This window comes from Alkaliphilus hydrothermalis (assembly GCF_016908555.1).
In the GTDB taxonomy this organism is placed as follows: Bacteria; Bacillota; Clostridia; order Peptostreptococcales; family Natronincolaceae; genus Alkaliphilus; species Alkaliphilus hydrothermalis.
The window spans coordinates 52,105-75,290 of the sequence record NZ_JAFBEE010000006.1 but is presented as its reverse complement, the minus strand read 5'-3'; the positions used below and the strand labels follow the sequence as shown (position 1 = coordinate 75,290).

Genomic DNA, 23,186 nt, shown 5'->3' with positions numbered 1-23,186 from the left:
TCATTACTCTTAAGATTATATACTTAGTTACAAGATTAATATCTCATTTCTAGTTTTCTAGGTTTTTAGTTGCTTGCATTTTCATTTCTTAGTATTATACAACAATATATAAAAATATACATCATCTGTCAATAGGTAAATTGATTTTCTACCTAAACATAAAACTACAGATTACCACCGATGCAATCACCGCTGCAAAGTGGGAAATAAGGGCTGCTGGCACCGTATGCTTTGACTTTTGAACGCCTATTGCTCCAAAGTAAACTGCCATTGTAAAAAAGATGGTCTCTGCCGAACCCATCATAGTGGATGCCACCCTTCCTATGAAGGAATCTGGTCCATAGCTCTCGATAATGTCCTTCAATATACCTAATGCCCCACTACCCGAAAAGGGTCTCATCAATGCTAAAGGCAATACCTCCGATGGTATTCCTAGGAACTTTGTAATAGGAGCCAATAATCCCACCACGAGATTCATCCCCCCAGATTTCCTCAAAAGTCCGATGGCTAGAAAAATGGCAATAAGATAGGGCATAATCCTCACAGCTGTCTTGAACCCTTCCCCTGCCCCTTCTACAAAGGCATCATACAAATTCACTTTTTTTATATATCCATGCAGTAAAATGATGGTCATCATCAAGGGAATTGCCATGACGGAAATCATTTTAAGTAGTTCCATCCTACCTACCTCCCCTCTAATATTTTACAAGCTGCAATGCCAACTATTGTCGATACCGTTGATGCAATCAAAGATGTGATGATGATCTCAGAGGGCATAATGGAGCCTGCATCAGCTCGAATCTTTAATACCGTCAAGGGAATGATTTGAATAGACGACATATTAATCACTAGAAACATACACATGGCATTGGTGGCGGTTTTTTTATTTGTATTTAATGTTTGTAGTTCCTCTATCGCCTTTAGCCCAAGGGCCGTCGCTGAATTTCCCGCACCTAACATATTTGCCACCATATTCATCACGATTGCGCTAATGGCAGGATGATTTGCTGGAATAGACGGAAAAAGCAGTCTTGTGAAGGGTCTCATTAACTTTGAAAAGCTATCCATTAACCCCGATTTATTGGCAATATTCATTAACCCCAGCCATACAGCCATAATCCCCGTCAAGCTTATGGCAAATACAACAGCCTCCTGCACATCCGTCAAGAGAACTTCATTAACCACTTCTACTTTACCCGTGATAGCAGCCATGATCATTCCGAATATAATCATAAAAAACCATATCTTATTCATCGTTATTTATCCCCCCTTATCGAGCCTCTATAAATATATGTCCTCATTTTATAGTTAAACTATAAAAATTTTGTTATAATAATTTTAGACACAAAAATGCTTTACTAAGAAAGGACAATATCATGAGAAACCATACATTACTTACGGATTTATACCAATTAACCATGATGAATGGATACTTAAAAAATAACATTGCCGATGATCTTGTAGTATTCGATGTTTTCTTTAGAAAAAATCCTTGCGATAACAGTTTTACTTTAATCGCTGGTATTGAACAAGTTATTGACTACATCGAAAACCTGCACTTTGATGAGGAAGACATTACTTATCTCCGTAATACAAAGCTTTTTGACGAAGATTTTTTTGAAGCCTTAAAGAACTTCAAATTTACAGGAGATATTTACGCAGTTGAAGAAGGCTCTATCATGTTCCCAACTGAACCTATTTTGCGGGTAAAAGCCAGATGCTTTGAAGCCCAGTTAATAGAAACCGCCATTTTAAATATCCTAAACTTCCAATCCTTAATCGCCACAAAGGCTGCTAGGGTATGTGAAGCAGCTAAAGGTGATGCAGTATTTGAATTCGGTCTCCGTAGAGCCCAAGGTCCCGATGCTGGTATATATGGAGCCCGGGCTGCCTATATTGGTGGCTGTGCCGGAACATCCAACGTGTTGGCTGGCCAAATGTTTAATATCCCAATTACAGGTACGATGGCCCATAGCTGGGTTCAGAAATTTGACTGTGAGTTAGAAGCCTTCCGTGCTTATGCAAAAATTTATCCCCACAATTGTCTTCTTCTTGTAGATACTTATGATACTTTAAATAGCGGTATTCCTAACGCTATAAAAGTATTTGAAGAACTAAAGGCTGATGGATATGTACCTACAGGAGTGAGAATCGACTCTGGAGATATTGCTTATTTATCTAAAGAAGCACGAAAATTATTGAACGCAGCTGGTTTTACGGATGTAAAAATAATTGCCTCCAGTGATTTAGACGAAGATACCATCTATTCCTTAAAAATGCAGGAGGCAACCGTGACAGGTTGGGGGGTAGGAACAAATTTAATCACTTCAAAGAGTTGCCCTGCTTTAGGTGGGGTCTATAAGCTAGTAGCAGCAGAAGAAAATGGTGAGCTGGTTCCAAAAATTAAAATTTCTGAGAATCCAGAAAAAATCACGAACCCTGGATACAAGAAAGTGGTACGTATCTATGATGAAGCTAATCAACATGCCCAAGCAGACCTGATTATGTTGGAGGATGAAACCATAGATCTTGAACAACCCCTTACAGTTTTCCATCCCCTTTATACCTGGAAAAAGAAGACCTTTAAGAAGTACCACATCCGTGAACTTCTAGTTCCTCTTTTTGAAGGAGGGAAGCTGGTATACGAAAGAAAAACGACTCAACAAATTAAAGCGTATGCTACTAAGGAACTTCACTCTCTGTGGCCAGAGTACAGAAGACTCAATAGACCTCAAACCTACAAAGTGGATTTATCTCAAAAACTTTGGGATCTTAAACACGAAATGGTTAAGTCCATGAGGGATGAGTAGCTTTAAATAATGAAAATATCAAAAATGAACTCAAAATAAAAGCAAATAAAAAACCCCTGAACAGGTGGCGACAGACTAGTAAGTCTATCCCTTCTATTTAGGGGTTTCACTGTATTATTATTTAATTATATTTTTAATATCCTTATTCATTTATATATCTTCTTTGTAAATCTGCTTAACATATTTCAAAGCAGCTTCTTTTGTTGCCGAGATTTTGCCATAGAAAATGGCTTTTTTGATTTCCTCCAACAACTCCCCCACCAAGACTCCTTGAGGAAGCTCCAGGTGCTCCATGATATCCCTACCTGTAACAATTTTCTGGATATTTTCTATCGGCCGATAACGGGTCAAGTAATTATTGGCAATGTACTCAATATGCACCTTGAACATTCCCATTTCTTCCTCAGGTACCAATAGCTTTCTAGTGGCTACAATATCTGAAAGTGCAATCAATAGTATGTCTAGCGTCTCTTCCCCCATTTTGGTAAAGATTTCGTATAGGGCCTTTCCACTGACATCATTCTTTTTATAGGAATCTAACGGTAGCATATGGTAGGCTACATATCGATAAAGTATGTCTCTTTCCTTTACGCTGAGCTTCAATTTTTCTGCATATCCTTTTAGTATCTCTGCTCCTGTGATTTCATGGCCTCTGAATCGAACCCTTCCAGTCTCATCTATCTTTCGGGCAGATGGCTTTCCAATATCATGGAATAGGGCCCCTAATTTGATGAGGTCTAATCTCGTCCTATTTCCGGCAATCACTTTACTTGTATGGTCTTCATACACTTGTCGAATATGCTCTTCAAAAAAACCTTCTGAGTTGATATAGCCCTCCGCTACCTTAACTGTAAAGATGGAATGAGTCCAGCTATCCACCACATGATATTTACACTCCCCTACTTCCTTCATATCTACTAAATCAGGAAATATTTTATCCAGTAGCTGTAGTGTCTCATCCATGTAGTTTAAATAGAAATAACTGTTCTCTGCTTTTAAAATTTTGAACAGTTCTTCTGTAATTCTTTCTCCAGCTGTTAAGCTGATTTTAGGGGCGTTATCTTGGATGAGCTTGATCGTTCGGGTATCAATGTTAAACTTTAGCTGAACCATCAACCTTACAGCCCTTAACATCCTTATGGGGTCTTCAGAGAAAACACTATTTTTTAAATGACGAATCTTTTGAGCTTCAATATCTTTTCTTCCATCAAACCAATCTATAATTAATTTTTCATCTATAGGCCAACCGTTGTTTAAGTCGTAGGCCATGGCATTAATACTAAAATCTCGATGATAGAGGTCTTCTTCTATTGTATCGCCCTTCATTTTTGAGAAATCCATTATTAACCCTTCAGGAGTAAACACCCGATAAACTTGGTTCAATCTATCTAATTCGACAAAATTCCCCTTGATATTGTCGGCAACCTCTTTAGCAAAATCCTTTGGATTTACATCCAAAACAAAATCCATATCCTGTATAGTTCTTCCCATCAGCAGATCTCTAATGTAACCACCTACTACAAAAAACTTGGTTTTGTATTTTTTATTTATTTGCAGTATAGAGGAAATTAAGGTTTTCATTATACCAGCTCCTTAAAGTGATAACTAATATCCATGTGTCGCAATTACAATAACAAATTTGTCTATATTTACTTATATACTGTACTCCAACTAGAAAGTTTAGCACTGGATATAATTGCTTTATTATAACATGTCCCTTATCATGTCTCCTATAAAGATATACCCTCTATATCAAGTTTATAATATTATTTTTAATAAATAAAGGTTATTTTATAAGTAAACTTCTTTGCTTTGCTTCTTAGTAAATACATTAAGTATTTAGATAAACACCTTCGAGATTCCTGTTAATTATTTAATTAATATTTATTGAAAAGTATAGTTGACTTTTTATGGAAAGTCTGGTACTATTTTAATAAGTGATATGTCGAATTTTGTTGTTTTATGGACTATTGTGTAATATAATGTTATTAATTGTAATGACTAATCAAAAAGGTTGTAAAATAAAAGGAGGAAAAACAATTGAAATCAACAGGTATTGTAAGGAAAGTAGATGAATTAGGAAGAGTGGTATTACCTATTGAATTACGTCGTACATTAACCATCGCAGAGAAGGATGCATTAGAAATCTATGTAGATGGCGAAAGTATTATTTTAAAGAAATACGAGCCAGCTTGTATCTTCTGTAGCAATGCTAAAGATATCATTACATATAAAGGCAAAAATATCTGTTCTTCTTGTAAGGACGAATTGAAATAGTCTTCCTCATACTTAAGTAAAGAGCCTCCCCGCTCTTTACTTCTTTTTTTGTAAAGCTTTTTATAAATCAATCGCTTCTTGGTAAACTTCTCTTTTTGGTATTTTCCTAATCTTAGATACCTCTTTTATAGCTTCTTTTTTATCCATTCCCGAATTCAACAACTGAACTACATGGTCTTTTATTGAGAGATCTTGGTATTCCTGTTTCTCTAAGGCTTCATATTCCTCTTGAGAAATCCCCTCAATCATTAAAACGATTTCTCCTTTTGGCGGTATCTCTTCAAAATGAGCCAATACTTCCTGCAATTCCCCACGAATAAACTCCTCAAATCTCTTGGTTAACTCTCGTCCAACCACTGCACGACGTTTTCCCAATATTTTTATACAATCCTCTAAAGTATCCTTTAAGCGATGGGGGGCTTCGTAAAAAATCAAAGTCCGATCTTCTGTTTTAATTCTTTCTAGCCTTTCTCTTCGTTTTTTCTTGTCCCGACTTAAGAACCCTTCAAAACTAAATTGACTAGCATTAAGCCCAGAAGCTACTAGTGCTAAGATGGCAGCAGTTGCCCCTGGTAATACTTCTACTTCAATATGATGTTCTATGCAATCTTTGATTAATTCTTCTCCAGGGTCTGAAATTCCAGGCATACCGGCATCAGAAACCAACGCCACCTGCTTACCCTCCATTAAATCCTCTAGTATTCCTTGTCCTTTTTTCATTTTATTATGTTCATGATAACTAGTCAGGTTTTTATTAATTTCGAAATGATTTAAGAGTTTGATGGTCTGGCGAGTATCCTCAGCTGCTATGTAGTCCACCTCCCTTAAAATCCTCAAAACCCTAAGGGTAATATCCTCTAAATTCCCAATCGGGGTAGGGCATATGTACAGTTTACCCTTCTCCATAATTGCCACCTCCTTCCTGTAGGCTTGTTCTCTCATAAATACTCTGTATCTCATCTGTGTACTGCCCATTATCCTTATAGATAATCAAGGGATCTACTATCTTAAGTTCTGGTTGTGAAAACTTTCGACATTCCAACAATAGTAAATTAGGCTTCTTTCCCGCAGTGGAATGAACAAATCTTAATCTCTTTGGTTCTAATTTATATTTTCTACATTGAATAATAATATCAACCAATCTTTGGGGACGATGAACCATAAAAAGCTTACCATGGTCCTTTAACAGTTTCGCCGCCGTTGCAATTACATCCTCTAAAGTGCACTTAACTTCATGCCTTGAAATAGCCTTCTTGTCCCCTGGGTTAATTAAACCCTCTGAATGCATATAGGGTGGATTGGTGGTGACTACATCAAAGCTATTGGGCTGTAGATATTTGTTGTGATCCTTCAGATCTATATTCAGTACTTCCACCCGATCTTCCAACTGATTAAGCTTCATACTTCGGGATGCCATTTCTGATACATCTTCTTGTATTTCAATCGCCTTTATCTGAGTGTCCTGAGACTTTCCTGCCAATAGAATTGGTATAATGCCAGTCCCTGTCCCTAAATCTACAACTTTGAATCCTTTTCTAAGCTCAACAAAGTTAGCCAAAAGTACAGCATCTAGTCCAAAACAAAACCCATTTGGATTTTGGATTATTTTTAAGTTGTTAATTTGCAAATCGTCTATTCTTTCTCCATCCTTTAAAAGTGCTTCTTCCATCTTGTCCTCCTTAAGCCATTATCAAACATCATTTTATTATAGCATATCCGAATAAAAGGTGTACTATCAAAAGAAAAAGATAAAAAAAGCCTTATTGAGCTTCCAATCATAATTAATGGATTAAGAAAGAAGATGCACATTGCTATTGATCAGAAAGGGAATCTTATTAACCCCGAAGTTATCAACATTAGCCAAATGTGCGTTGATGCCTTAAACCAATATAACTTGTCTATTATTCCTTTAAAATCATAAAAAAAGAAACTCCTGATTTTATTCAGAAGTTTCATTTTTATTTCTTATGTTGCATTTAAAATTTTAGCAGTTTTTTATTAATACTACAAATTAATTTATGTTTATTACTTCCAGTATTTTTCTCCTTATGCCGTTCCTCATCAGAGCTTTTTTTACTTCATCGGGACTATTTTCATCCAAATGCCATTTTTTCCCCTCTCTTTTGATCCTTGTTTCTCCAATGTTTCGTATCTCATCATCTCTGGATGTTGACTGTTCTTTATTATGTTTTTTTTCAGATTGTTGATTAAGAACTGGATGTTTCTTCTCTGATTTCTTCTTATCTTCTCCTTTATCTTCTTTAAATTTTTCTTTCGGCTCTTTTTTATCTTTTTTTGTATCTTCTTTTTCTTCTTTTTCTTCTTTGTGTTCATTACGTTTTCTATCTTCATTATCTTCTTTATGTTCTTTATGTTCTTTATCTTCTTTACGGTCTTTGTCTTTTTTATGCTTATATTTTTTACGCTCTTTATCTTTTTTATCTTTCTTTAGTTCTTTTTTATCTTCTTTTGATTCTTCTTGATCTTCTATAGCCTCTTTTTCTTTTGACTTATTAGGATGATTTTCAAATATTGGGTGACTTTTGCCATTCTTTTTATCAGAACGTTGATCAAATACTGGATGGGGCCTTTTCTCTACCACTTCAACTAATTCTTTTACATTCTTACTTTTGATTTCATCCAGCTTTACATCGTCATCTTCACTATCTTCCTTATCTTCTTCTGCCTCTAGACGTTGGTACAACTCCATTTTTCCTACAGAAGTCTTTTCCGCCTGTGCCTTTACTAAAGTCTCATAGTTGGATTCTAAGGTCAACACCACTACATTTTTACCTTCTTTTTGGTAGACATTGTTTTCTATACTGATTTTAAGTTCCTCAGCTAGAATTGATAGCTCTTCATCTTCTTCCTCCCCTTTTTGTTTTTCCAAAGACACTGTGGTAAGTAGTACATAGTTGTCATCCTCTTGTAAATACCCTTTTCCTTTAACTATTGCCATAATTTCTTCTATGGCTACCCTCACATTTTTCCCTTTTACAGATGGTATAGGCAATTTTTCGGCATCTTCATTAAGATGAAGTAGTTTTAGGACTTCTTGCTTTTGATTTAGCTCTAAGCCAACACTAGGGTTAATGTCAATAGTCACCATTGCCACTGCCTTTGCTTCAGCAATGAAGTTTGGTAAAATAAACAAAGTACTTATGATCATTAGTATGATAGCCGCTGCCACTGTTGCCAATGGCTTAAAATAGGTAGGTTTTCCCTTGAGCATATCTTTTGTTGTAAATTCAATCTCCGTTCCAACCATTACGTTGTTACGTTTTTTTATTTCTTCAAAGCAACATTCATTTGTCATGATTACCATTGTTTTGTCCCGTATTTCCATAATTGTTCCTTTACCCTTCACAGTGCTCCCTCCCTTCTGTCTGTGAAATATAACTCTTCATTGTATCTAAGTTACTGTCTAATATTAAGATAACTGCTATAATAAATTTTCTACTTCTCTGGAGTACTTTTTTGGATACGTCTAGGTCTTTAATGAGATCACCCACTGGAAGATTATTGGTCTTCATGAACTTAGCCCGTAAACCTTTGTTTTCATACACATACCTGCCAATCTTTACGGCATTTACCCGGGTATCCACATGCTTTGGTGCTTCTTTTATTAAGTCATCCAAAGTTACTCCAAAGGTCTCCATTCGCTGCAATAGCGTCTTCATATCCATCTTTATCTCTAACTTGTTTTCAAAACCCTCGGTGGCCATAAGATAGTCTGCACCATCTACTTCCGAAGAAAATTGGCTTATATAGACTTCTTTCGAGCGTTTAGATTCTTTACGTAATTGATCAATTACTCTACTCTTAATTACCATGGATGCAAAGCTTAGGAAGCTTCCTTTTTCTTGATTGTATTTATTAATGGCTTCATTAAAGGCCATTAGTCCTACGCTATAGAGATCATCATTATTTATATCTATATATTTTCCCACTTGTTGGCTAATATTTTTTTGGATAAAGGGAATATATTCTTGAATTAATTTATTTTTCTCCTTTTCATCACCCTCTTGGATGATATTAATACGGTCTTCTAGTGTTTGTGCCTGCTTTGCCTTGAGGAGCTTTAGGATATTTCTCACTGCTACACCTCCTGCTATAGTTTACGAATAGTTTTATATTTTTACAGATACCAAATATAGAAAAATTCTTGCCTATGGCAAGAATTTTTCTAATATCCATTCAATTTCTTCTAGTAAATCATCTTCTTCAATATTTGATGTCAAGGACTTGACTACATTTCCCTCTTGATCAATGATGACTGTTGTGGGGAAGCTACCTACAAAATACTTTTGTTGTGCTTTAGACTCTTCATCTATTAGCATAGGATAGGGGTATCCTTCTGCCTTTATCTTTTCCTGTGCTTGTTCTTTTGAGATGCTATCAAAGCCTAGAGCATGGATGCCTACAAATTCTACATCATCCTTCAAAAGTGGATATAAGTTTTCTAAGACCTCTAATTGTCCCTTTGCCTCTTGATTCCAATCTACCCAGAAGGTCATTACCAATAGCTTATCCTCTTTTGCAGCTATGATAACTTCTTCTCTTAGTTCATTTTCTAGTGTAATGATTACTTTATTATCTTCTTGTCCTTCATCCCCATCTTCTTTTTCTCCTGATGGTAATTGCTCCTGTTCTTTCGGCTGGTGCTGGGGCTGGTCTACTACTGGATTTCCTCCAGCTGTTGGTTGCTGAGGATCATCACTGGCTCTTTTCTTACATCCAGCGGTAACACCAGCCATCATTGCAATTATAAGTAGGATTGCTAGCAATTTATACCTTGATCTCATAAAAACACCTCTTTTGTTTGGTTAATTTTTATTGGTCCTATGTATTGAGTTGATTATAGTATATCAAATATATTGGTTTGTTGCTATGGGGCCAGGAGAATGTCCAATATTTTCCTGTTATCAAGTTTGTCTCCCACCATATTAGAGCTAACATAAAATCAGTTGAGAAAACTACAAAAACCAAAAAACGCTTAGTAGTCTCTCCTAAGCGTTGCTTTTTCTTTATTCACCTATTTTTCTAATTCCTTTAACTCCTTTACTAAATCAGCTGGTATATCTTCATCCTTCTGGGGTCTTTTCTCTTCTTTTATTTTTGTAACTTCATCTAGGAAGTAGGTCTTAACATCTTCAGAATTGTCAGGGAGCTTGATTTTAACCTTCAGCTGCTCCAACAATACATTGGTGCTCACTACAATTCCTTCTCCATCTTCTGTTTTAACGATGGCTCCTACTCCAGGAAGCTTGTCTAATATTTGCTGATATAAATTGTGCTCATATTTTAAGCAACAGAAAAGTCTCCCGCATATACCCGAGATTTTAGCAGGATTTAATGAAAGACTTTGATCCTTTGCCATTTTAATCGATACTGGTTCAAAATCTCCTAGCCATGAAGCACAACAAAGGGACTTACCGCAGGGACCGATTCCACCAATCATTTTAGCTTCATCCCTTACACCAATTTGTCGTAGTTCTATTCTTGTTTTGAAAATGGCTGCAAGGTCCTTTACTAATTCCCTAAAATCAACTCTACCGTCGGCAGTAAAGTAAAAGATCACTTTGTTATTGTCAAAGGTATATTCTACATCAATCAGCTTCATTTCCAACTGGTGCTCTTGTATCTTACCAAGACAAATATCAAATGCCTCTGTCTCTTTTGATTTATTCTCTTGATGTTTTATTTCATCCTCGGGTGTAACCACACGAATGACCTTTTTTAAAGGCGCGATGATTTCCTCCTCTGTCACTTCTTTAGGTCCTACTACTACATCCCCATACTCAATCCCTCTAGCAGTTTCTACAATGACGCTTTGTCCCTTTAATATCTCTATTTCATCTGGATCGAAGTAGTATATTTTTCCCGCCTTTTTAAAACGTACTCCAACTACACTTACCATACCAATACCTCCTGAATGTTCAAAAGCATCACCTCTATGTTAAGCTGGAAATTAACATTACTTTTAATGTTGCCTTTGGTCTGATCTATTATAAAAATAATATCTCTTATTTTTTTCAATCCTATACGATTAGATTGATCTTGAATTTCTTCTATTCTATCACAATTCATTAAAAAATGTAATTCCTGTGTTTCCTTATAGATCATAAGGTCCCTATACCAACTCACCAGCATGTCCAAGATTTCTTCAATCTGATTTTTTTCCTTTGTGAAAAAATCCACACTTTCCAGAAGATTAATTGTATCCCTCCGAAGCATTTCTTCCGTCAGCTTTAGAACTTCTTCCCTTATTCTTTTAAAATCCTCATCCTCCAATAGTTTTAATGCCCTACCGATAATTCCATTGGAGAAGGAGGACACCATTCTACTTTCTTCACGGGAAACTCCCCGTCCCTCCATCAGGACCTGCTGGATTTTCCCAATCTCCACAGGTCTGAATTTCAGGATCTGACATCTTGAAATAATGGTGGGTAACAAGCTGTTGCCGTTTACCGTTAGTAAAATGATGGTGGCATAGGCAGGAGGCTCCTCCAATGTTTTTAGGAGGGCATTCTGTGCCTGTACCGTCATATTTTCTGCATGATTAATAATATATATTTTTTTTCGCCCCTCATAGGGCTTCATTTGAATATCCTTCTGTAGCTCACGGATTTTCTCAATTTTGATGGTTCCATCCTCTTGGATTAAGTTAACCTCTGGATAGTTCCCCTCCTGTATTCTTCTACAGGTTTGACAGACATTACAGGGTTTCATCCCCTCTTGACTACAGATGACCCCTTTGGCGAATTCCAACGCCATCTGTTTTTTCCCCAATCCTTCTAGCCCTTCAAATAAATAGGCATGGGAGAAGGTATTGTTCAATAGTGTCTTTTTAAGTATCTCAACGATTCTCTCTTGTCCTACGATTTCTTCAAAGGCCATATATATGGTACTCCCTTTCCTACAGCTTTACATACTTTTCTACATCTACTACAAAGACTGTGGCTCCCCCCACCGTTACTTCAATAGGATAGGGGATAAATACTCCCGTAGCTCCTGATACAGGTGTTGGTGAAGTAGCCATCTGCTCCCTTGATTGACAGTTTTCTTTAATAATTTCAATGACTTGGTCTACATACTCACCCTCGACCCCCACCAGCAGAGTGGTATTACCTGACTTTAGAAACCCCCCCGTAGTCGCCAGCTTAGTCACTCGAAACTTTTTAGCCGTTAAATCCTCTAATAATGGATGTACATCCTCATCATGAACAATTGCTATTACTAATTTCATTTATATTCCCCCTCTTGTATTAGTTTTATTAATATACCCTCAATCTCCTGTTGAATAACTTCAATAGGCCGACCGGCATCAATCTCTTTAATTCTTTGGGGATATAGCTTCACTAAGTCTTGATAAGCTGCATGTACCTGTTGATGGAAAGCTAGTTTCTCCTGTTCGAGTCGGTCTTCCTTTCCTCTAGCATTAATTCGCTTTAGGCTCACCTCTGGTGCTATATTAAACATAATTGTTAGGCAGGGCTCCAGCCCTTGGGTTGCAAAGTCATTGATTTCCTTTACAGCTTTGTATCCTAGTCCCCGTGCCTTTCCTTGATAGACTAAACTGGAATCCACAAATCGATCGCAAATCACGATTTCCCCTCTTTCTAAAGCAGGCTTGATCACTTGATTCACCAATTGGGCCCTTGAGGCTGAATAGAGTAGTGCTTCTGTTATGTAGCTCATTTCTTGATGGGCTGGATCCAGGGTTACCTTGCGGATCTTCTCTCCAATCACTGTTCCTCCTGGTTCTCTGGTGACCAGTACCTGATAACCTTTTTTCTCTAAAAAGGTTTTCATCAAATCAACCTGTGTTGTTTTTCCTGCTCCATCCATACCTTCTATGCTAATGAATAAACCCTTCATCATTTTATCACCTCATGTATGTTAATCCGTAATGTGTCTATTTTATTACATCTATCAGTAGTTGAGTATCATCCTTTAGTCCGATTACTTCCATCCCCATAGATGTGATTGCTTTAATATATTGTATCAACCCTTTATTTATGACTTCCCCCGGCATCAGGATTGGTATCCCTGGAGGGTATGGGGTAATGGTTGTCCCACTAATCAAACCTATGGCCTCCTGCAATCGTACTGTTCTCTTTTCCCTATAGAGGGCTTCCTTAGGAGTTAATGCCCATTGGGGAATCTCCATCATCAATGGACTTTTAACGTTATGACCGATGATCGTCGTATAGGAAGTATAAGTTTTTGACAGACTGTTGATTCCTTCAATTGCTTTGGCTAATTGTATAAAATCTTTTTTTTCATTACCAATTGTGCCAATTCCCAAAACACCGTATAGGTTTGATAACTCCATTTGAATTCCAAACGTACTCCTAAGTTCCTCCTCCAACTGAACTCCAGATATTCCTTTGCGCTGGAGACTAATCCAGAGTTTTGTGGGGTCTAATGTATAGAGGGAAGCTGTTGCTTCTGAAAAGTCGTCTTCATCAAACAAAACTACTCCTTCATACTCCTTCATACTGGATTTAAATTCCTTGACATGATTCAATAGCTCCCCCATTAATTCCTTCCCATGACTCTCGTATATGGTCATGGCAACATCTAAAGATGCCATCAGTAGGTAGGAGGGGCTACTGCTTTGGTGCAGTCTCAGCATAAATTTAAGCTTATCCCGATCCACTCTACTTCCCTGAATATGCAACATAGAGCTTTGGGTAAAGGCTGGTAAAGTCTTGTGGGTACTTTGTACGACAATATCTGCCCCACATTCCAACGCTGTCTTTGGCAGGGCTTCACTAAGACCCAAATGGGCTCCGTGGGCTTCATCTACTAATAGTATTTTATCATATTTGTGGACAATTTCAGCGATTTTTTTCAAGTCACTGGCCACCCCATGATAGGTGGGATAGGTGATGACCACTGCCTTTGCATCAGGCTGTTCTAATAGCATTCTCTCTACTGATGCAGGTGTAATCTCTAAAGCAATCCCCTGCACAGGGTCTACTGTTGGGGCTAAATAGCAGGGAATACAATCCCCTAATATCAATCCATTGATCACTGCCTTATGACAATTTCTTCCAATAATTACCTTGTCCCCTGGGTTGGTGACAGCCATAATCATACTATAGATTCCTGATGTACTTCCATTCACTAAAAAAAAGGTTTCTTCGCTTCCCATCAATCTACTTGCCCTTTCTTGAGCTTTTTTGATGGCTCCCTTTGGGTGATGGAGATTGTCGGTACCGGATATCTCTGTAGTATCGATGTAGGTTAGTATATTTTTAAAATTTTTATAGGGAAGACGTTCAAATATTCTTCCATTTTTATGTCCTGGCATATGAAAGGAGATCATCTGCTGCTGTTGTATTTTAATTAATTGATCTAATAATAAGGTATTCTTCAAACAAGCTCATCCTTTCATTTTTACCTTCACTAGATTTAAAATCCATTATTATTCTAATTCTATACGTTTTTTTTAAACCCTTTATTAATCATTACGTATAAAATAATTTCCTTCGTCCAATACTATAAATAGGTTATGTCTGTTTTTGAAAACAGTACCAAACTATAAAAAGGATGGTGTTTTTTATGAGAAACCATAGGATCAATAATCTTAAGGATCTTATTAAGGTCTATGGAAATCAAAAAACAGATCAAGAGATTGCTAAAATGTTGGCTATTTCATTGGATCAAGTAAAAAACGAAAGAAAAAAAATTGCTCCTAATAGAGCAAAGTAAAAAACCACCATCATCTTAGTTTTATCATAATAAAATGAGTAGCCTCAGGGCTACTCATTTATATTGAAGTAATCAACATAAAAAAGGACCTCATTGGAAGTCCTAAGGTTGCGATAATTTTTTTTCTTACTTAAAATAAAATCTCTTTTATTTTTTCTTTATATTCTTCATAATGCTCTTCTCCAGGTAGGGCATCGGTGATTTGTTTTTCACACTCCCTACATATGTACTGCTCTTTTATTATAATTCCAATATCATCTTTACGATTACAAATATAACATTCCAATAAATTTGTCATGTTTGTCACCAGCCTTTTTAATTAATTACCTATTAGTTTTCCCTGATAATAGTATTTTATTCCTACTTCTCGTACATTGTTATTAAAAAGTTAAAAATAATTATGGGGATGGTATTATACTGGTATCAATCAAGAAAAAAATCCAGTGATGCCCCCATTATCCTTTTTAGCATCACTGGATTTTCTTGTATATCTTACTATAAGTTTTTGTGTGGCTTTATCTGCCTGTTGATGGCTTTCAAAAGCCCATCATTAGGTTGGAAAATAAATCGATACACCTTTTCGTCTTCCTTGAATTGGCCCACAAAAACATCTTCTCCCTTTAATCTACAGGCTAAAGAGTATATTTTTTTCACCTTTTCTTTTTTGGCTAGTTGATCCATGGACTTAATCCAATCAAGATCATAAATCTTAACATTTAGAACCTTATTTTCTCTCTTACCCAGCTGTTTATAAAAAATCAATTCATCTTCAATCAATATATAAGTGTATTGGGCTAGTTTTCTATTAAGCAAGTATGAGATAAACACTGCGGAAAAAATGAGTATAATAACGCTTACAATCCCTGCAATAGCCTTTGGAAGGAAATTTGTTAGTTCCACAGCTAAGTTAATTCCTAAAACCACAGCTAAAACATAAAGGATATTTTTCCATAGTGGTTTTTGAGGTTCACTGACTGTCTGTCTAATTAAAGCAGCCATAAAATCCCTCCCTTAAATAAATTACCTACATATCTTATCACCTAATAGTAGATACTTCAAGAAGAAAATAAAAATAACCCAATTCCACTTTATAGGAAGGGTTATTTAACAGCCCGTATACGTTCCCTTACAGGGATTTTTGCCACCTGCACCGATGGTTTCTTCTTTGCTTTACTACTGGCATCGTGACGTAATTCTTCACCTAATGAATAAATTATACTCAGTATAAAAAAGCCAATCGGCACTAACAAAACCATTAAAAACGCAAAACCAATTAAGAATTGTAGCATGACATACCCCACTCCCCTATAAATGTATATGGTATATTATAACAACTTCTATCAACATCTTCCAAATTGTCCGTTGGTTCTACACATCTTATTCTTATTCTACATTTTACTGTAAAATCCTGCCGAAATAAATGGGTTATGGGGACTATTTATTAATTTTTTAAAAATCGCCGCCCTCTAGCCAGTTCATGGGTCCTTAAATTCAAGGATAAGAAAGACCAGCAGTCGTAGCGTATAGATATACACAAGACTGCTGGTCTCTTGTAGTGATTCAGAAGATGAGGATTTATCAACTGGTGATCACAGTATATTAGGTTATTTCTTTACTTAACCAATGCCATCAAGAATACCTTATCTTGTCGATTTGCATTGATTTCACCCTCTATTTCTTGTAACTGAGCTAGTTGACTTTGGGACAGATTTGCATAACTCATATTCCCTAAATCCTTAATAACCTCTTGATTCATGTAAAACACCTCCTAAGTTAGTTTTTACTTTTAAAGGCGTTTTATAGCTTAAATTTATAGATTAAATTAAACATATGATCCTAAGTGGCTTATTTAAAGCTACCAATGAAAATCTTTAATCAAAGGATGCTTTATATTTCTATATTTACTCTTAGTGTCATCTCATTATTTTTAATATATATTTACTTATACATTATCTAACTTCATTGAAACCTTTTCTTCCTTTAATATTTTTAAAGTGTTCATCAATTCCTTTAAATCGTAATAAACCTCACCATAGTCCACAGCTGGTCTTTTGATGACAATAACAGGGATTCCAACCGCCTTAGCAGCCCTAAGCTTATCTAGGGTTCCCCCAGCCCCGCCACTGTCCTTTGTCACCACTACAGATACATCCTGCATGGCAAACATAGCTCGATTCATTTCCTCAGAAAAAGGCCCCTTCATGGCGATGATATTGTCAGGATTCAGTCCCAGCTCTTCACAGGATAAAAGCACCTTTGATACAGGCAATACCCTAGCCAACAATCTTTCCTTGGGGATTTCTTTAACAAAGGTGGTCAGATGATTACTGCCGATGGTTAGAAATATTCTCCCCACAAACCCCTTCGCCAATTGGACAGCCTCGGGAAAATCCTCTACCCAAAGGATGTTCGGGTCCTCCTGTAGTTGTTCTGTAGTCCTTCGTTCATATCGCAGATAATGTATCTTCTTTTCTCTACATACATTTATGGCTAAGGTTGAGATTTTTTCTGCATAGGGGTGGCTGATATCCACCACCACCTGAATTTGTCTCTCTTCTATTAATTTCTCAAATTCCTCCTGCTGTAGCTTTGTCTGCAATACCTCCACCGTAGGGTAATCCCCAAGACATTCTACTCCATAGGGGGTAGTCACAGTGGCTAATATAGCGGGATACTCTCCAGCTAAAACCCCCAATAACTCCCTGCCCTCACTGGTTCCACAAAGGGCTAAAATCATATCTTATATCCCCTTGGGGTAATCATCTTGCCATTTTTAATATAGGTGTTGGAATTTCCAATTATCACGACTGTGGTCATATCAATATTGTGCTGTAGCATATTCCCTAGGCTTGTAATTGTCATCTCTTGATTTTCCCTCTTGGCATTTCTTACGATTCCCACCGGGGTGTCTTCTCCCCGATGCTGTAGAAGAATCTCCCTTGCTTCTTCAATCTGGGTTGTTCTTCCTTTACTCTTTGGATTATACAGAGCTACTATAAAATCTCCCTCGCCTCCACAACGAATCCGCCTCTTAATGACTTCCCAATCGGTTAGAAGATCACTCAAGCTAATGACAACAAAATCATGCATGAGGGGTGCTCCAAGCACCGACGCAGCTGCATTAACAGCAGTAATCCCCGGTAGGATATCGACATCTATGTTGCTACCCATTTCCTCCTTTACCTCTAAAAGGATTCCTGCCATTCCATAGATACCTGGGTCTCCACTGCTGACCAAAACCACCTGATGCCCTTCTTCCGCAATCTCCACTGCCTTTTGGCACCGTTCTACTTCCCTACGCATTCCATTATTGATTACTTTTTTATTCTCCAACATTGGCTGGATTAAGTCTATGTAGGTCTTGTATCCCACCACCACATCCGCCGCCTCTATGGCTTCCTTTACCACTGGAGTCATGTAGGCTACATCTCCAGGTCCTAACCCCACCACCGTTACTTTTCCAGCTTTATGATTAACATTATGCACCTTATCCATTACTTCACCCCTTATTGCATTCTATGACCATCTCTGCTATTGATAGGGTGATCCCCCTATTTTTCCTCTTTTCTAATATCAACCGTCCTCTATTGCTGCCTAGATAGGCACAGGGCCCACTGACTGCCCCTACACCGATGGTTTTTCTAACAAACACCGAAGTCTCAAATTGCTCTTCTACCTCTTTTATTCGTTGTCGCTGTATAACCTCCAAAGGCACTTTAAAGGATTGAGCTACCTCCTGTAGCCCCACTTCATCCTGCTTTACATCCACAGTAACGAATTTAACAATACTACTGGTGGAAAGATTTTGATCTTGAAAAGTATGTTGAATTTCTTCCAAAATAACATCAGTTGGGGTATCCCTTCGACAACCAATCCCCACTACAATATTTTTTGGAAAGAGCTGGACTATAATATTGATGTCCTTCTGATTATTCGTTCTTTCATGGGCCACAACAATACCAAAGGCGTATTCCATCAATTCATTTCGACGACTGACTTGTTCATATCCCTGTGGTAACGTCTTTAATGTTACTTCACTAAATACCCCTACAGTCCCTCCATTTATCAAATGGGCAGTAACTTTCTTTGCCCCTTCCCAATCTTCAAAACCACAGTTATTTTCTTCAGCAAATAAATCCACCGATAAAAGTCCCCTCACATCGGATGCAGTGGTGATCACGGGATTTGCCTCCAGTAAAGTAGCCAGTCTTCGAGTCCATTCATTGGCTCCCCCTAAATGCCCCGACAACAGACTAATGATATTTCGTCCATCCTCATCCATCACCAAAATCCCAGGGTCTTTTCCTTTGTGCTGAAGATGAGGGGCAATCATTCGAACAACGATTCCCGTTGCCATGATGAAAATCATTAGGTCAGAGGCTTTAAATTCATCCTGTACTAATTCCTTGAGGGGTACTTCTATGGGGATTATGCCAGTTGTTTGTCCAGCTTGTTTAGTAATTTGGGCAAACGCTGGCTTGCTATATAAAATAGCCTCTGGTAAATGCTGTTTTAACCTCAATCCCAATTCCGTCGCCCCCATTGTCAGGGCAAATATTGAATACCTCATTTTTATCAAGCCCGAAACTCATGGGTAAAGTTTGGATCGTAGAGCTTTGATAGGGCATATTTGTCCCCTAAGAAGTTTCCTACTAAAATTTGGGCTGTCTTTGTAATATTGGCCTCTTTAACTTTGTCCTCGATATTTTCTAGAGTCCCTATTACTATTTTCTGATCCTCCCATGTGGCTTTTTGTACTACTGCTACAGGGGTTTCTACTGGGTAGGAGGTCAATAAGTCCTTCACTACATCTTCAATCATATGAACCGATAGGAAAATTGCCATAGTCGCCCCATGACTTGCTAAAGATCTCAGCGTTTCCCTTTCTGGCACTGGCGTTCGCCCTTCCCTTCTTGTTAAAATAACCGTCTGGGAAACCTCTGGTAAGGTCAACTCTTTTTTTAAAGCTGCTGCCGATGCCACAAAGGAGCTGACCCCTGGAATCACTTCAAATTCAATGGAGGCTTCTTCTAGGGCATCCATCTGCTCCCGAATAGCCCCATAGATACTAGGATCTCCCGTATGAACCCTTGCCACCTCTAGTCCTTGGGGGATTGCCTCCTTTATAATGGTGAGGACTTCTCCCAAAGTCATGGAGGCACTATTGTAGACCTTTGCTTGTGGTTTTCTGTGGGAGATTACCTCAGGATTTACCAAAGAGCCTGCATAAATAATTACATCTGCAGTTTGTATAATTTCATGACCCTTTAACGTAATTAGTTTTGGATCTCCAGGGCCTGCTCCTATAAAATACACCTTAGCCATTGTCATTGCCTCCTCTTCTATTTTTAATAATTACCGTCGATAGGTAAGGAATTTTTCCTTCTTTCAATAAGTTAATATCTGTTGTTGTTGACTCCTGGGGCTGTCCACTCTTGGATACCATCACAAAGGAATTCTCCAGTTGATACTTTTCCATCAGCTCTGCCAATGCCTTTGGATTGTGGGATGGCTTTAAGACCACTACATTATTCCCCTGCTGTAGGGCATTTTCCAGTAGTGCTTCATTTTTTTTAAAGGGAATAATCGTCAGTCCCTCCTGTCCCTCTGCCAAAGGAAAATTCATTTGATTCGCCACAGCACAAAAAGAGGTGATTCCTGCCACCGATTCTACGGAATAACCTTCTTCTAGAATTCTTCTCAAAATATAAATATAAGTACTGTAAAGCATTGGATCTCCAAGGGTTAGGAAAACAACCTCCTGTCCCCTGTCCAATAGCTCCATGACTTCCTGAACATTTTGTTGCCAAGCCTTTTCTAGCGTATCTTTACAGTGGACCATAGGAAAAACCATCTTATAAACTATTGTATCCTCCTGTAGATATTCCTCTACAATGGCTAACGCAACACTGTCTTCTTCTGCTTTACTACAGGGAGCAATGATTGCTTGAGCCTCCTGAATCTTTTTAACTGCCTTGATTGTTAAAAGTTCCGGATCACCAGGTCCTACTCCTACACCAGTCAATTTACCCTTCATTTACTATGCCCCCTTTACTTGCGGAAATGATATTAATGGTATTTTGAGCCTCCATTAATGTATATTTTCCTGTATTTCTGCCCCTTGATATGGAAACAGCAATCACTTCTATATCTTCAAATGTATTATTTTTTAGTTCCTCTAAAGCCCTTGCGGAGGTCTCTATAGTAACAGCCGTAATGACCACCCTACCACCAGCAGGAAGTCTATTGTTCACCTCGTGAAGAATTTCCTTTAGCTCTCCACCACTTCCCCCGATAAATACCCGGTCATATAAAGGAATGGTCTTGATTACTTCCTTTGCCCTGCCTTGGAGGATCTCAAAATTTTCAACACCAAAGGCTTTTTTATTTTCTGCCTGTAGCTTTAAAGCTTCTTCATTATGCTCTATGCCATAAACCATACCGCCTGTTGTCATTAAAGCCGCCTCGATTGATACGGAGCCTGTCCCAGCCCCCACATCCACCAAAACACTATCTTCCTTTAGTCTCAGCTTCCCCATCACTATCGCCCGTACTTCTTCCTTTGTCATAGGCACCTTACCCCTAATAAAATAGGAGTCGGGGATCCCTGGGGTTAAATATTGCCATTTATTCATTTTTAATCACCACCACCGACATTTGATAGGGAGCTAAGGAGATGATTTCTTCTGGCGTTCCCCTACTGAGTCGCTCCTCTTCGTAGGAAAGGTTTTCACCTACAACCATCTGAACTTCTCCTAAGCCCTCCTGTATCAACTCCCTAGCAATCTCATCTGGAGTATGTTTCTGATCCGTCAACAAGGCTACCTTTGATTGTTCCTTTAGGGCTGTGATGAAGTCCTCCCTCCGACCGTGGAGACTCATGAGGGGAACCTGTTGCCAAGGTTCTTTAATTTTGGCAAATAAATATTGAACTGAGCTAATACCTGCTATTACCTCTATTTCTTCCTCTGTAAAATGCTTTTTCATATAGCTCAGCATACTATAAAATCCAGTGTCTCCCGATACAATTAAGGCAATTTCTTTTGATTCCATCTCCTGCTTCATCAGCTCCACTAGGGCTGCTAAGTCCTTTTTAATCACTATTTTTCTTCCATTAAAATCAGGAAAGGTTTCTAGATTCCGTTCCCCCCCGATTAATAGATCGCTCTGCATAATAATTCTATGGGCAATGGGAAGAACATAATCGGGATGCCCTGGACCAATGCCTATGATATAAATTTTGTTTGTAGGTTTATTCATTTTTAAATTCCTCCAAAAGCTCTTCTCCTATAGGACAAACTCCTAAGACTCCCTCCTCCATGGAGAAGACCACTGTACCAATCTCAACTTTGTGATAGGTTCGTTGTCGGCATTTTTCCGATATTTTCTCCGCTAAAGTTAAGAACACATCATCATAACCAAACTCCTTAATACTTTGAATGGCTTCCTCTGTCGTGTTGCTTTCCATGATTTTCTTTAGGTCCTCCCTTGAAGCCCCCATGAGCCCAAGATAGGCAGTAAGAATTTCTAGACGGCCGTCTGCTATTTTACTATGGGTATGGAATATTCCTCCTGCCACCTTAACGATCTTCCCCATATGCCCGATAATCAGTATTTTCTTAATCCCCTTTGCAAGGGCCTCATCCAACATAAAACCGACAAAATTACTGATTTTAAACAAGTGCTTTTCATCTATTCTAAAATGGTCCCTTGCCAGATCCCGACCATAGTTACCAGGCACCATCACTAGCTTTTCTACCCCTTCATTCCTCAGCATGGAGAGTTCTATGGATAGGGATTCCTTAAAGGCCTCCTCTGACATGGGTTCTACGATTCCAGAAGTCCCCAAGATGGATATACCCCCTACAATCCCAAGTCTAGGGTTGAAGGTCTTTGCTCCCACCTCTTCACCCCTAGGAACATAGATTTTAATATCCACCCCTCGTCCTTCACCAATCACACTCCTGACTTCCCTTTCAATCATCTGCCTTGGAACAGGGTTGATGGCGGCGCTACCTACCGGAACAGGTAACCCGCCCTTAGTGATTCGACCTACTCCTATTCCACCATCAATGTGAATTTCTCCATCGTTTCTCCAGCTCACTTGGCTATAGATTTTCAATCCGTTTGTGGCGTCTGGATCATCTCCACCATCTTTAATGATGCTACAGGAAGCCCCTGTGGCGTCTATTGAAATATCATGGACCTTAAGATCTAACTCCCAGCCCTTGGGGGTATCTATCTTCACTTTCTCTATGGCCTTACCCTCCAGCAGCATCATGGCCGCTGCCTTAGAAGCCGCAGTTGCACAGGAGCCTGTGGTGTAACCATATCGAAGCCTTTTACCATTTTTAATAACGTATCGATCCATCTTGG

General features: G+C 38.2%; 29 protein-coding genes and 1 other annotated feature (1 of these 30 running past the window's edge). Of the genes, 4 read left to right on the top strand and 25 right to left on the bottom strand.

All coding sequences use genetic code 11. From position 1 onward, the window contains the following. Nucleotides 1–13, bottom strand: a binding site (T-box leader) (it extends 235 nt beyond the left edge of the window). Between the two features lie 135 nt (nucleotides 14–148). Continuing rightward, on the bottom strand, nucleotides 149–679 hold the full coding sequence (locus JOC73_RS06250) for a spore maturation protein (RefSeq protein WP_204401258.1): 531 nt from the start codon (nucleotides 677–679) through the stop codon (nucleotides 149–151). 5 nt (nucleotides 680–684) lie between these two features. After that, a complete protein-coding gene (locus tag JOC73_RS06245) occupies nucleotides 685–1,254 on the bottom strand; it encodes a nucleoside recognition domain-containing protein (protein ID WP_204401256.1) in 570 nt (189 codons plus the stop codon). Between the two features lie 122 nt (nucleotides 1,255–1,376). Here JOC73_RS06245 and JOC73_RS06240 point away from each other — a divergent pair, with 122 nt between their 5' ends. Continuing rightward, nucleotides 1,377–2,810 (top strand): nicotinate phosphoribosyltransferase, encoded by a 1,434-nt coding sequence (locus JOC73_RS06240; RefSeq protein WP_204401254.1) that lies wholly within the window; start codon nucleotides 1,377–1,379, stop codon nucleotides 2,808–2,810. A 150-nt stretch (nucleotides 2,811–2,960) separates the two neighbouring features. On the opposite strand, the gene JOC73_RS06235 is transcribed toward JOC73_RS06240, so the two are convergent. Further along, nucleotides 2,961–4,391 (bottom strand): CCA tRNA nucleotidyltransferase, encoded by a 1,431-nt coding sequence (locus tag JOC73_RS06235; protein ID WP_204401252.1) that lies wholly within the window; start codon nucleotides 4,389–4,391, stop codon nucleotides 2,961–2,963. A 459-nt stretch (nucleotides 4,392–4,850) separates the two neighbouring features. Here JOC73_RS06235 and JOC73_RS06230 point away from each other — a divergent pair, with 459 nt between their 5' ends. Further along, nucleotides 4,851–5,087, top strand: coding sequence for an AbrB/MazE/SpoVT family DNA-binding domain-containing protein (locus JOC73_RS06230; protein WP_204401250.1), 237 nt, complete (start codon nucleotides 4,851–4,853; stop codon nucleotides 5,085–5,087). A gap of 60 nt (nucleotides 5,088–5,147) precedes the next feature. Here the strand turns inward: JOC73_RS06230 and rsmI are convergent, their stop codons facing one another. Together rsmI and JOC73_RS06220 are read right to left on the bottom strand one after the other, a co-directional pair. Next, a complete protein-coding gene (gene rsmI, locus JOC73_RS06225) occupies nucleotides 5,148–5,993 on the bottom strand; it encodes a 16S rRNA (cytidine(1402)-2'-O)-methyltransferase (RefSeq protein ID WP_204401248.1) in 846 nt (281 codons plus the stop codon). Further along, complete coding sequence (locus tag JOC73_RS06220) at nucleotides 5,980–6,756, bottom strand: tRNA1(Val) (adenine(37)-N6)-methyltransferase (RefSeq protein WP_204401246.1); 777 nt, start codon at nucleotides 6,754–6,756, stop codon at nucleotides 5,980–5,982. Before JOC73_RS06220 ends, rsmI begins: the two co-directional genes overlap by 14 nt. A gap of 45 nt (nucleotides 6,757–6,801) precedes the next feature. Between JOC73_RS06220 and JOC73_RS15505 the strand changes: the two genes are divergently transcribed. Then, on the top strand, nucleotides 6,802–7,008 hold the full coding sequence (locus JOC73_RS15505) for a Spo0E family sporulation regulatory protein-aspartic acid phosphatase (protein WP_408626917.1): 207 nt from the start codon (nucleotides 6,802–6,804) through the stop codon (nucleotides 7,006–7,008). 90 nt (nucleotides 7,009–7,098) lie between these two features. Here the strand turns inward: JOC73_RS15505 and JOC73_RS06210 are convergent, their stop codons facing one another. The 8 genes from JOC73_RS06210 to JOC73_RS06175 form a co-directional block, all read right to left on the bottom strand. Further along, nucleotides 7,099–8,454 carry an anti-sigma factor domain-containing protein gene (locus JOC73_RS06210; protein WP_204401242.1) on the bottom strand — a complete coding sequence of 452 codons (1,356 nt, stop codon included), beginning with the start codon at nucleotides 8,452–8,454 and terminating at the stop codon, nucleotides 7,099–7,101. Next, on the bottom strand, nucleotides 8,444–9,184 hold the full coding sequence (gene sigI, locus JOC73_RS06205; RefSeq protein WP_330613132.1) for an RNA polymerase sigma-I factor: 741 nt from the start codon (nucleotides 9,182–9,184) through the stop codon (nucleotides 8,444–8,446). The genes JOC73_RS06210 and sigI overlap by 11 nt, the downstream gene beginning before the upstream one ends. A 72-nt stretch (nucleotides 9,185–9,256) precedes the next feature. Further along, nucleotides 9,257–9,892, bottom strand: a complete 636-nt coding sequence (locus JOC73_RS06200) for a TlpA family protein disulfide reductase (protein WP_204401240.1) — start codon at nucleotides 9,890–9,892, stop codon at nucleotides 9,257–9,259. A gap of 230 nt (nucleotides 9,893–10,122) precedes the next feature. After that, nucleotides 10,123–11,007 carry a PSP1 domain-containing protein gene (locus JOC73_RS06195; protein ID WP_204401238.1) on the bottom strand — a complete coding sequence of 295 codons (885 nt, stop codon included), beginning with the start codon at nucleotides 11,005–11,007 and terminating at the stop codon, nucleotides 10,123–10,125. Beyond that, nucleotides 11,001–11,987: a DNA polymerase III subunit delta' gene (holB, locus tag JOC73_RS06190; RefSeq protein ID WP_204401236.1), complete on the bottom strand. Its 987-nt coding sequence runs from the start codon at nucleotides 11,985–11,987 to the stop codon at nucleotides 11,001–11,003. Before holB ends, JOC73_RS06195 begins: the two co-directional genes overlap by 7 nt. Nucleotides 11,988–12,006: 19 nt before the next feature. Next, complete coding sequence (locus JOC73_RS06185; protein ID WP_204401234.1) at nucleotides 12,007–12,336, bottom strand: cyclic-di-AMP receptor; 330 nt, start codon at nucleotides 12,334–12,336, stop codon at nucleotides 12,007–12,009. Next, entirely contained in the window at nucleotides 12,333–12,971 is a 639-nt protein-coding gene (gene tmk, locus JOC73_RS06180; RefSeq protein ID WP_204401232.1) for a dTMP kinase, read from the bottom strand. Before tmk ends, JOC73_RS06185 begins: the two co-directional genes overlap by 4 nt. A gap of 34 nt (nucleotides 12,972–13,005) precedes the next feature. Further along, the gene (locus JOC73_RS06175) at nucleotides 13,006–14,475 is read right to left on the bottom strand and encodes an aminotransferase class I/II-fold pyridoxal phosphate-dependent enzyme (RefSeq protein ID WP_243427870.1); all 1,470 of its coding nucleotides are present in this window, start codon (nucleotides 14,473–14,475) and stop codon (nucleotides 13,006–13,008) included. 185 nt (nucleotides 14,476–14,660) lie between these two features. On the opposite strand from JOC73_RS06175, the gene JOC73_RS06170 reads away from it, so the two are divergent. Beyond that, the gene (locus JOC73_RS06170) at nucleotides 14,661–14,810 is read left to right on the top strand and encodes a hypothetical protein (RefSeq protein WP_204401230.1); all 150 of its coding nucleotides are present in this window, start codon (nucleotides 14,661–14,663) and stop codon (nucleotides 14,808–14,810) included. 130 nt (nucleotides 14,811–14,940) lie between these two features. On the opposite strand, the gene JOC73_RS06165 is transcribed toward JOC73_RS06170, so the two are convergent. The 12 genes from JOC73_RS06165 to cbiD form a co-directional block, all read right to left on the bottom strand. After that, a complete protein-coding gene (locus tag JOC73_RS06165) occupies nucleotides 14,941–15,108 on the bottom strand; it encodes a sigma factor G inhibitor Gin (RefSeq protein WP_204401228.1) in 168 nt (55 codons plus the stop codon). A gap of 197 nt (nucleotides 15,109–15,305) precedes the next feature. After that, nucleotides 15,306–15,809 (bottom strand): hypothetical protein, encoded by a 504-nt coding sequence (locus tag JOC73_RS06160; protein ID WP_204401226.1) that lies wholly within the window; start codon nucleotides 15,807–15,809, stop codon nucleotides 15,306–15,308. A 101-nt stretch (nucleotides 15,810–15,910) separates the two neighbouring features. Further along, nucleotides 15,911–16,099 (bottom strand): hypothetical protein, encoded by a 189-nt coding sequence (locus JOC73_RS06155; RefSeq protein WP_204401224.1) that lies wholly within the window; start codon nucleotides 16,097–16,099, stop codon nucleotides 15,911–15,913. Between the two features lie 323 nt (nucleotides 16,100–16,422). Continuing rightward, nucleotides 16,423–16,566 carry a hypothetical protein gene (locus JOC73_RS06150; RefSeq protein ID WP_204401222.1) on the bottom strand — a complete coding sequence of 48 codons (144 nt, stop codon included), beginning with the start codon at nucleotides 16,564–16,566 and terminating at the stop codon, nucleotides 16,423–16,425. Between the two features lie 186 nt (nucleotides 16,567–16,752). Further along, nucleotides 16,753–17,547, bottom strand: a complete 795-nt coding sequence (locus tag JOC73_RS06145) for a cobalt-precorrin-6A reductase (RefSeq protein WP_204401220.1) — start codon at nucleotides 17,545–17,547, stop codon at nucleotides 16,753–16,755. Then, entirely contained in the window at nucleotides 17,544–18,305 is a 762-nt protein-coding gene (gene cobJ / locus JOC73_RS06140; protein WP_204401218.1) for a precorrin-3B C(17)-methyltransferase, read from the bottom strand. Before cobJ ends, JOC73_RS06145 begins: the two co-directional genes overlap by 4 nt. A 4-nt stretch (nucleotides 18,306–18,309) precedes the next feature. Then, the gene (gene cbiG, locus JOC73_RS06135; RefSeq protein ID WP_204401216.1) at nucleotides 18,310–19,380 is read right to left on the bottom strand and encodes a cobalt-precorrin 5A hydrolase; all 1,071 of its coding nucleotides are present in this window, start codon (nucleotides 19,378–19,380) and stop codon (nucleotides 18,310–18,312) included. 5 nt (nucleotides 19,381–19,385) lie between these two features. After that, nucleotides 19,386–20,135 (bottom strand): precorrin-4 C(11)-methyltransferase, encoded by a 750-nt coding sequence (gene cobM, locus JOC73_RS06130; protein ID WP_330613131.1) that lies wholly within the window; start codon nucleotides 20,133–20,135, stop codon nucleotides 19,386–19,388. Next, nucleotides 20,128–20,847 (bottom strand): precorrin-2 C(20)-methyltransferase, encoded by a 720-nt coding sequence (cobI, locus tag JOC73_RS06125; RefSeq protein WP_204401212.1) that lies wholly within the window; start codon nucleotides 20,845–20,847, stop codon nucleotides 20,128–20,130. The genes cobM and cobI overlap by 8 nt, the downstream gene beginning before the upstream one ends. Beyond that, nucleotides 20,837–21,445, bottom strand: coding sequence for a precorrin-6Y C5,15-methyltransferase (decarboxylating) subunit CbiT (gene cbiT / locus JOC73_RS06120; protein ID WP_204401210.1), 609 nt, complete (start codon nucleotides 21,443–21,445; stop codon nucleotides 20,837–20,839). The genes cobI and cbiT overlap by 11 nt, the downstream gene beginning before the upstream one ends. After that, entirely contained in the window at nucleotides 21,438–22,070 is a 633-nt protein-coding gene (gene cbiE / locus JOC73_RS06115; protein WP_204401208.1) for a precorrin-6y C5,15-methyltransferase (decarboxylating) subunit CbiE, read from the bottom strand. The genes cbiT and cbiE overlap by 8 nt, the downstream gene beginning before the upstream one ends. Beyond that, nucleotides 22,063–23,181: a cobalt-precorrin-5B (C(1))-methyltransferase CbiD gene (cbiD, locus tag JOC73_RS06110; RefSeq protein WP_204401206.1), complete on the bottom strand. Its 1,119-nt coding sequence runs from the start codon at nucleotides 23,179–23,181 to the stop codon at nucleotides 22,063–22,065. The genes cbiE and cbiD overlap by 8 nt, the downstream gene beginning before the upstream one ends. Nucleotides 23,182–23,186: the final 5 nt, after the last annotated feature.

Excerpts from the sequence above, each read along its gene's own strand:
- JOC73_RS06250 (WP_204401258.1), bottom strand. The coding sequence starts at position 679 with ATGGAACTACTTAAAATGATTTCCGTCATGGCAATTCCCTTGATGATG.
- JOC73_RS06220 (WP_204401246.1), bottom strand. The coding sequence starts at position 6,756 with ATGGAAGAAGCACTTTTAAAGGATGGAGAAAGAATAGACGATTTGCAA.
- JOC73_RS06240 (WP_204401254.1), top strand. The coding sequence starts at position 1,377 with ATGAGAAACCATACATTACTTACGGATTTATACCAATTAACCATGATG.
- cbiG (WP_204401216.1), bottom strand. The coding sequence starts at position 19,380 with ATGAGGTATTCAATATTTGCCCTGACAATGGGGGCGACGGAATTGGGA.
- rsmI (WP_204401248.1), bottom strand. The coding sequence starts at position 5,993 with ATGGAGAAGGGTAAACTGTACATATGCCCTACCCCGATTGGGAATTTA.
- JOC73_RS06235 (WP_204401252.1), bottom strand. The coding sequence starts at position 4,391 with ATGAAAACCTTAATTTCCTCTATACTGCAAATAAATAAAAAATACAAA.
- JOC73_RS06195 (WP_204401238.1), bottom strand. The coding sequence starts at position 11,007 with ATGGTAAGTGTAGTTGGAGTACGTTTTAAAAAGGCGGGAAAAATATAC.
- JOC73_RS06245 (WP_204401256.1), bottom strand. The coding sequence starts at position 1,254 with ATGAATAAGATATGGTTTTTTATGATTATATTCGGAATGATCATGGCT.
- JOC73_RS06165 (WP_204401228.1), bottom strand. The coding sequence starts at position 15,108 with ATGACAAATTTATTGGAATGTTATATTTGTAATCGTAAAGATGATATT.
- cobI (WP_204401212.1), bottom strand. The coding sequence starts at position 20,847 with ATGAAGGGTAAATTGACTGGTGTAGGAGTAGGACCTGGTGATCCGGAA.
- JOC73_RS06155 (WP_204401224.1), bottom strand. The coding sequence starts at position 16,099 with ATGCTACAATTCTTAATTGGTTTTGCGTTTTTAATGGTTTTGTTAGTG.
- JOC73_RS06200 (WP_204401240.1), bottom strand. The coding sequence starts at position 9,892 with ATGAGATCAAGGTATAAATTGCTAGCAATCCTACTTATAATTGCAATG.
- JOC73_RS06170 (WP_204401230.1), top strand. The coding sequence starts at position 14,661 with ATGAGAAACCATAGGATCAATAATCTTAAGGATCTTATTAAGGTCTAT.
- JOC73_RS06160 (WP_204401226.1), bottom strand. The coding sequence starts at position 15,809 with ATGGCTGCTTTAATTAGACAGACAGTCAGTGAACCTCAAAAACCACTA.
- cbiE (WP_204401208.1), bottom strand. The coding sequence starts at position 22,070 with ATGAATAAACCTACAAACAAAATTTATATCATAGGCATTGGTCCAGGG.
- JOC73_RS06145 (WP_204401220.1), bottom strand. The coding sequence starts at position 17,547 with ATGATTTTAGCCCTTTGTGGAACCAGTGAGGGCAGGGAGTTATTGGGG.
- tmk (WP_204401232.1), bottom strand. The coding sequence starts at position 12,971 with ATGATGAAGGGTTTATTCATTAGCATAGAAGGTATGGATGGAGCAGGA.
- holB (WP_204401236.1), bottom strand. The coding sequence starts at position 11,987 with ATGGCCTTTGAAGAAATCGTAGGACAAGAGAGAATCGTTGAGATACTT.
- cbiT (WP_204401210.1), bottom strand. The coding sequence starts at position 21,445 with ATGAATAAATGGCAATATTTAACCCCAGGGATCCCCGACTCCTATTTT.
- cbiD (WP_204401206.1), bottom strand. The coding sequence starts at position 23,181 with ATGGATCGATACGTTATTAAAAATGGTAAAAGGCTTCGATATGGTTAC.
- JOC73_RS06185 (WP_204401234.1), bottom strand. The coding sequence starts at position 12,336 with ATGAAATTAGTAATAGCAATTGTTCATGATGAGGATGTACATCCATTA.
- cobJ (WP_204401218.1), bottom strand. The coding sequence starts at position 18,305 with ATGGATAAGGTGCATAATGTTAATCATAAAGCTGGAAAAGTAACGGTG.
- JOC73_RS06150 (WP_204401222.1), bottom strand. The coding sequence starts at position 16,566 with ATGAATCAAGAGGTTATTAAGGATTTAGGGAATATGAGTTATGCAAAT.
- cobM (WP_330613131.1), bottom strand. The coding sequence starts at position 20,135 with ATGGCTAAGGTGTATTTTATAGGAGCAGGCCCTGGAGATCCAAAACTA.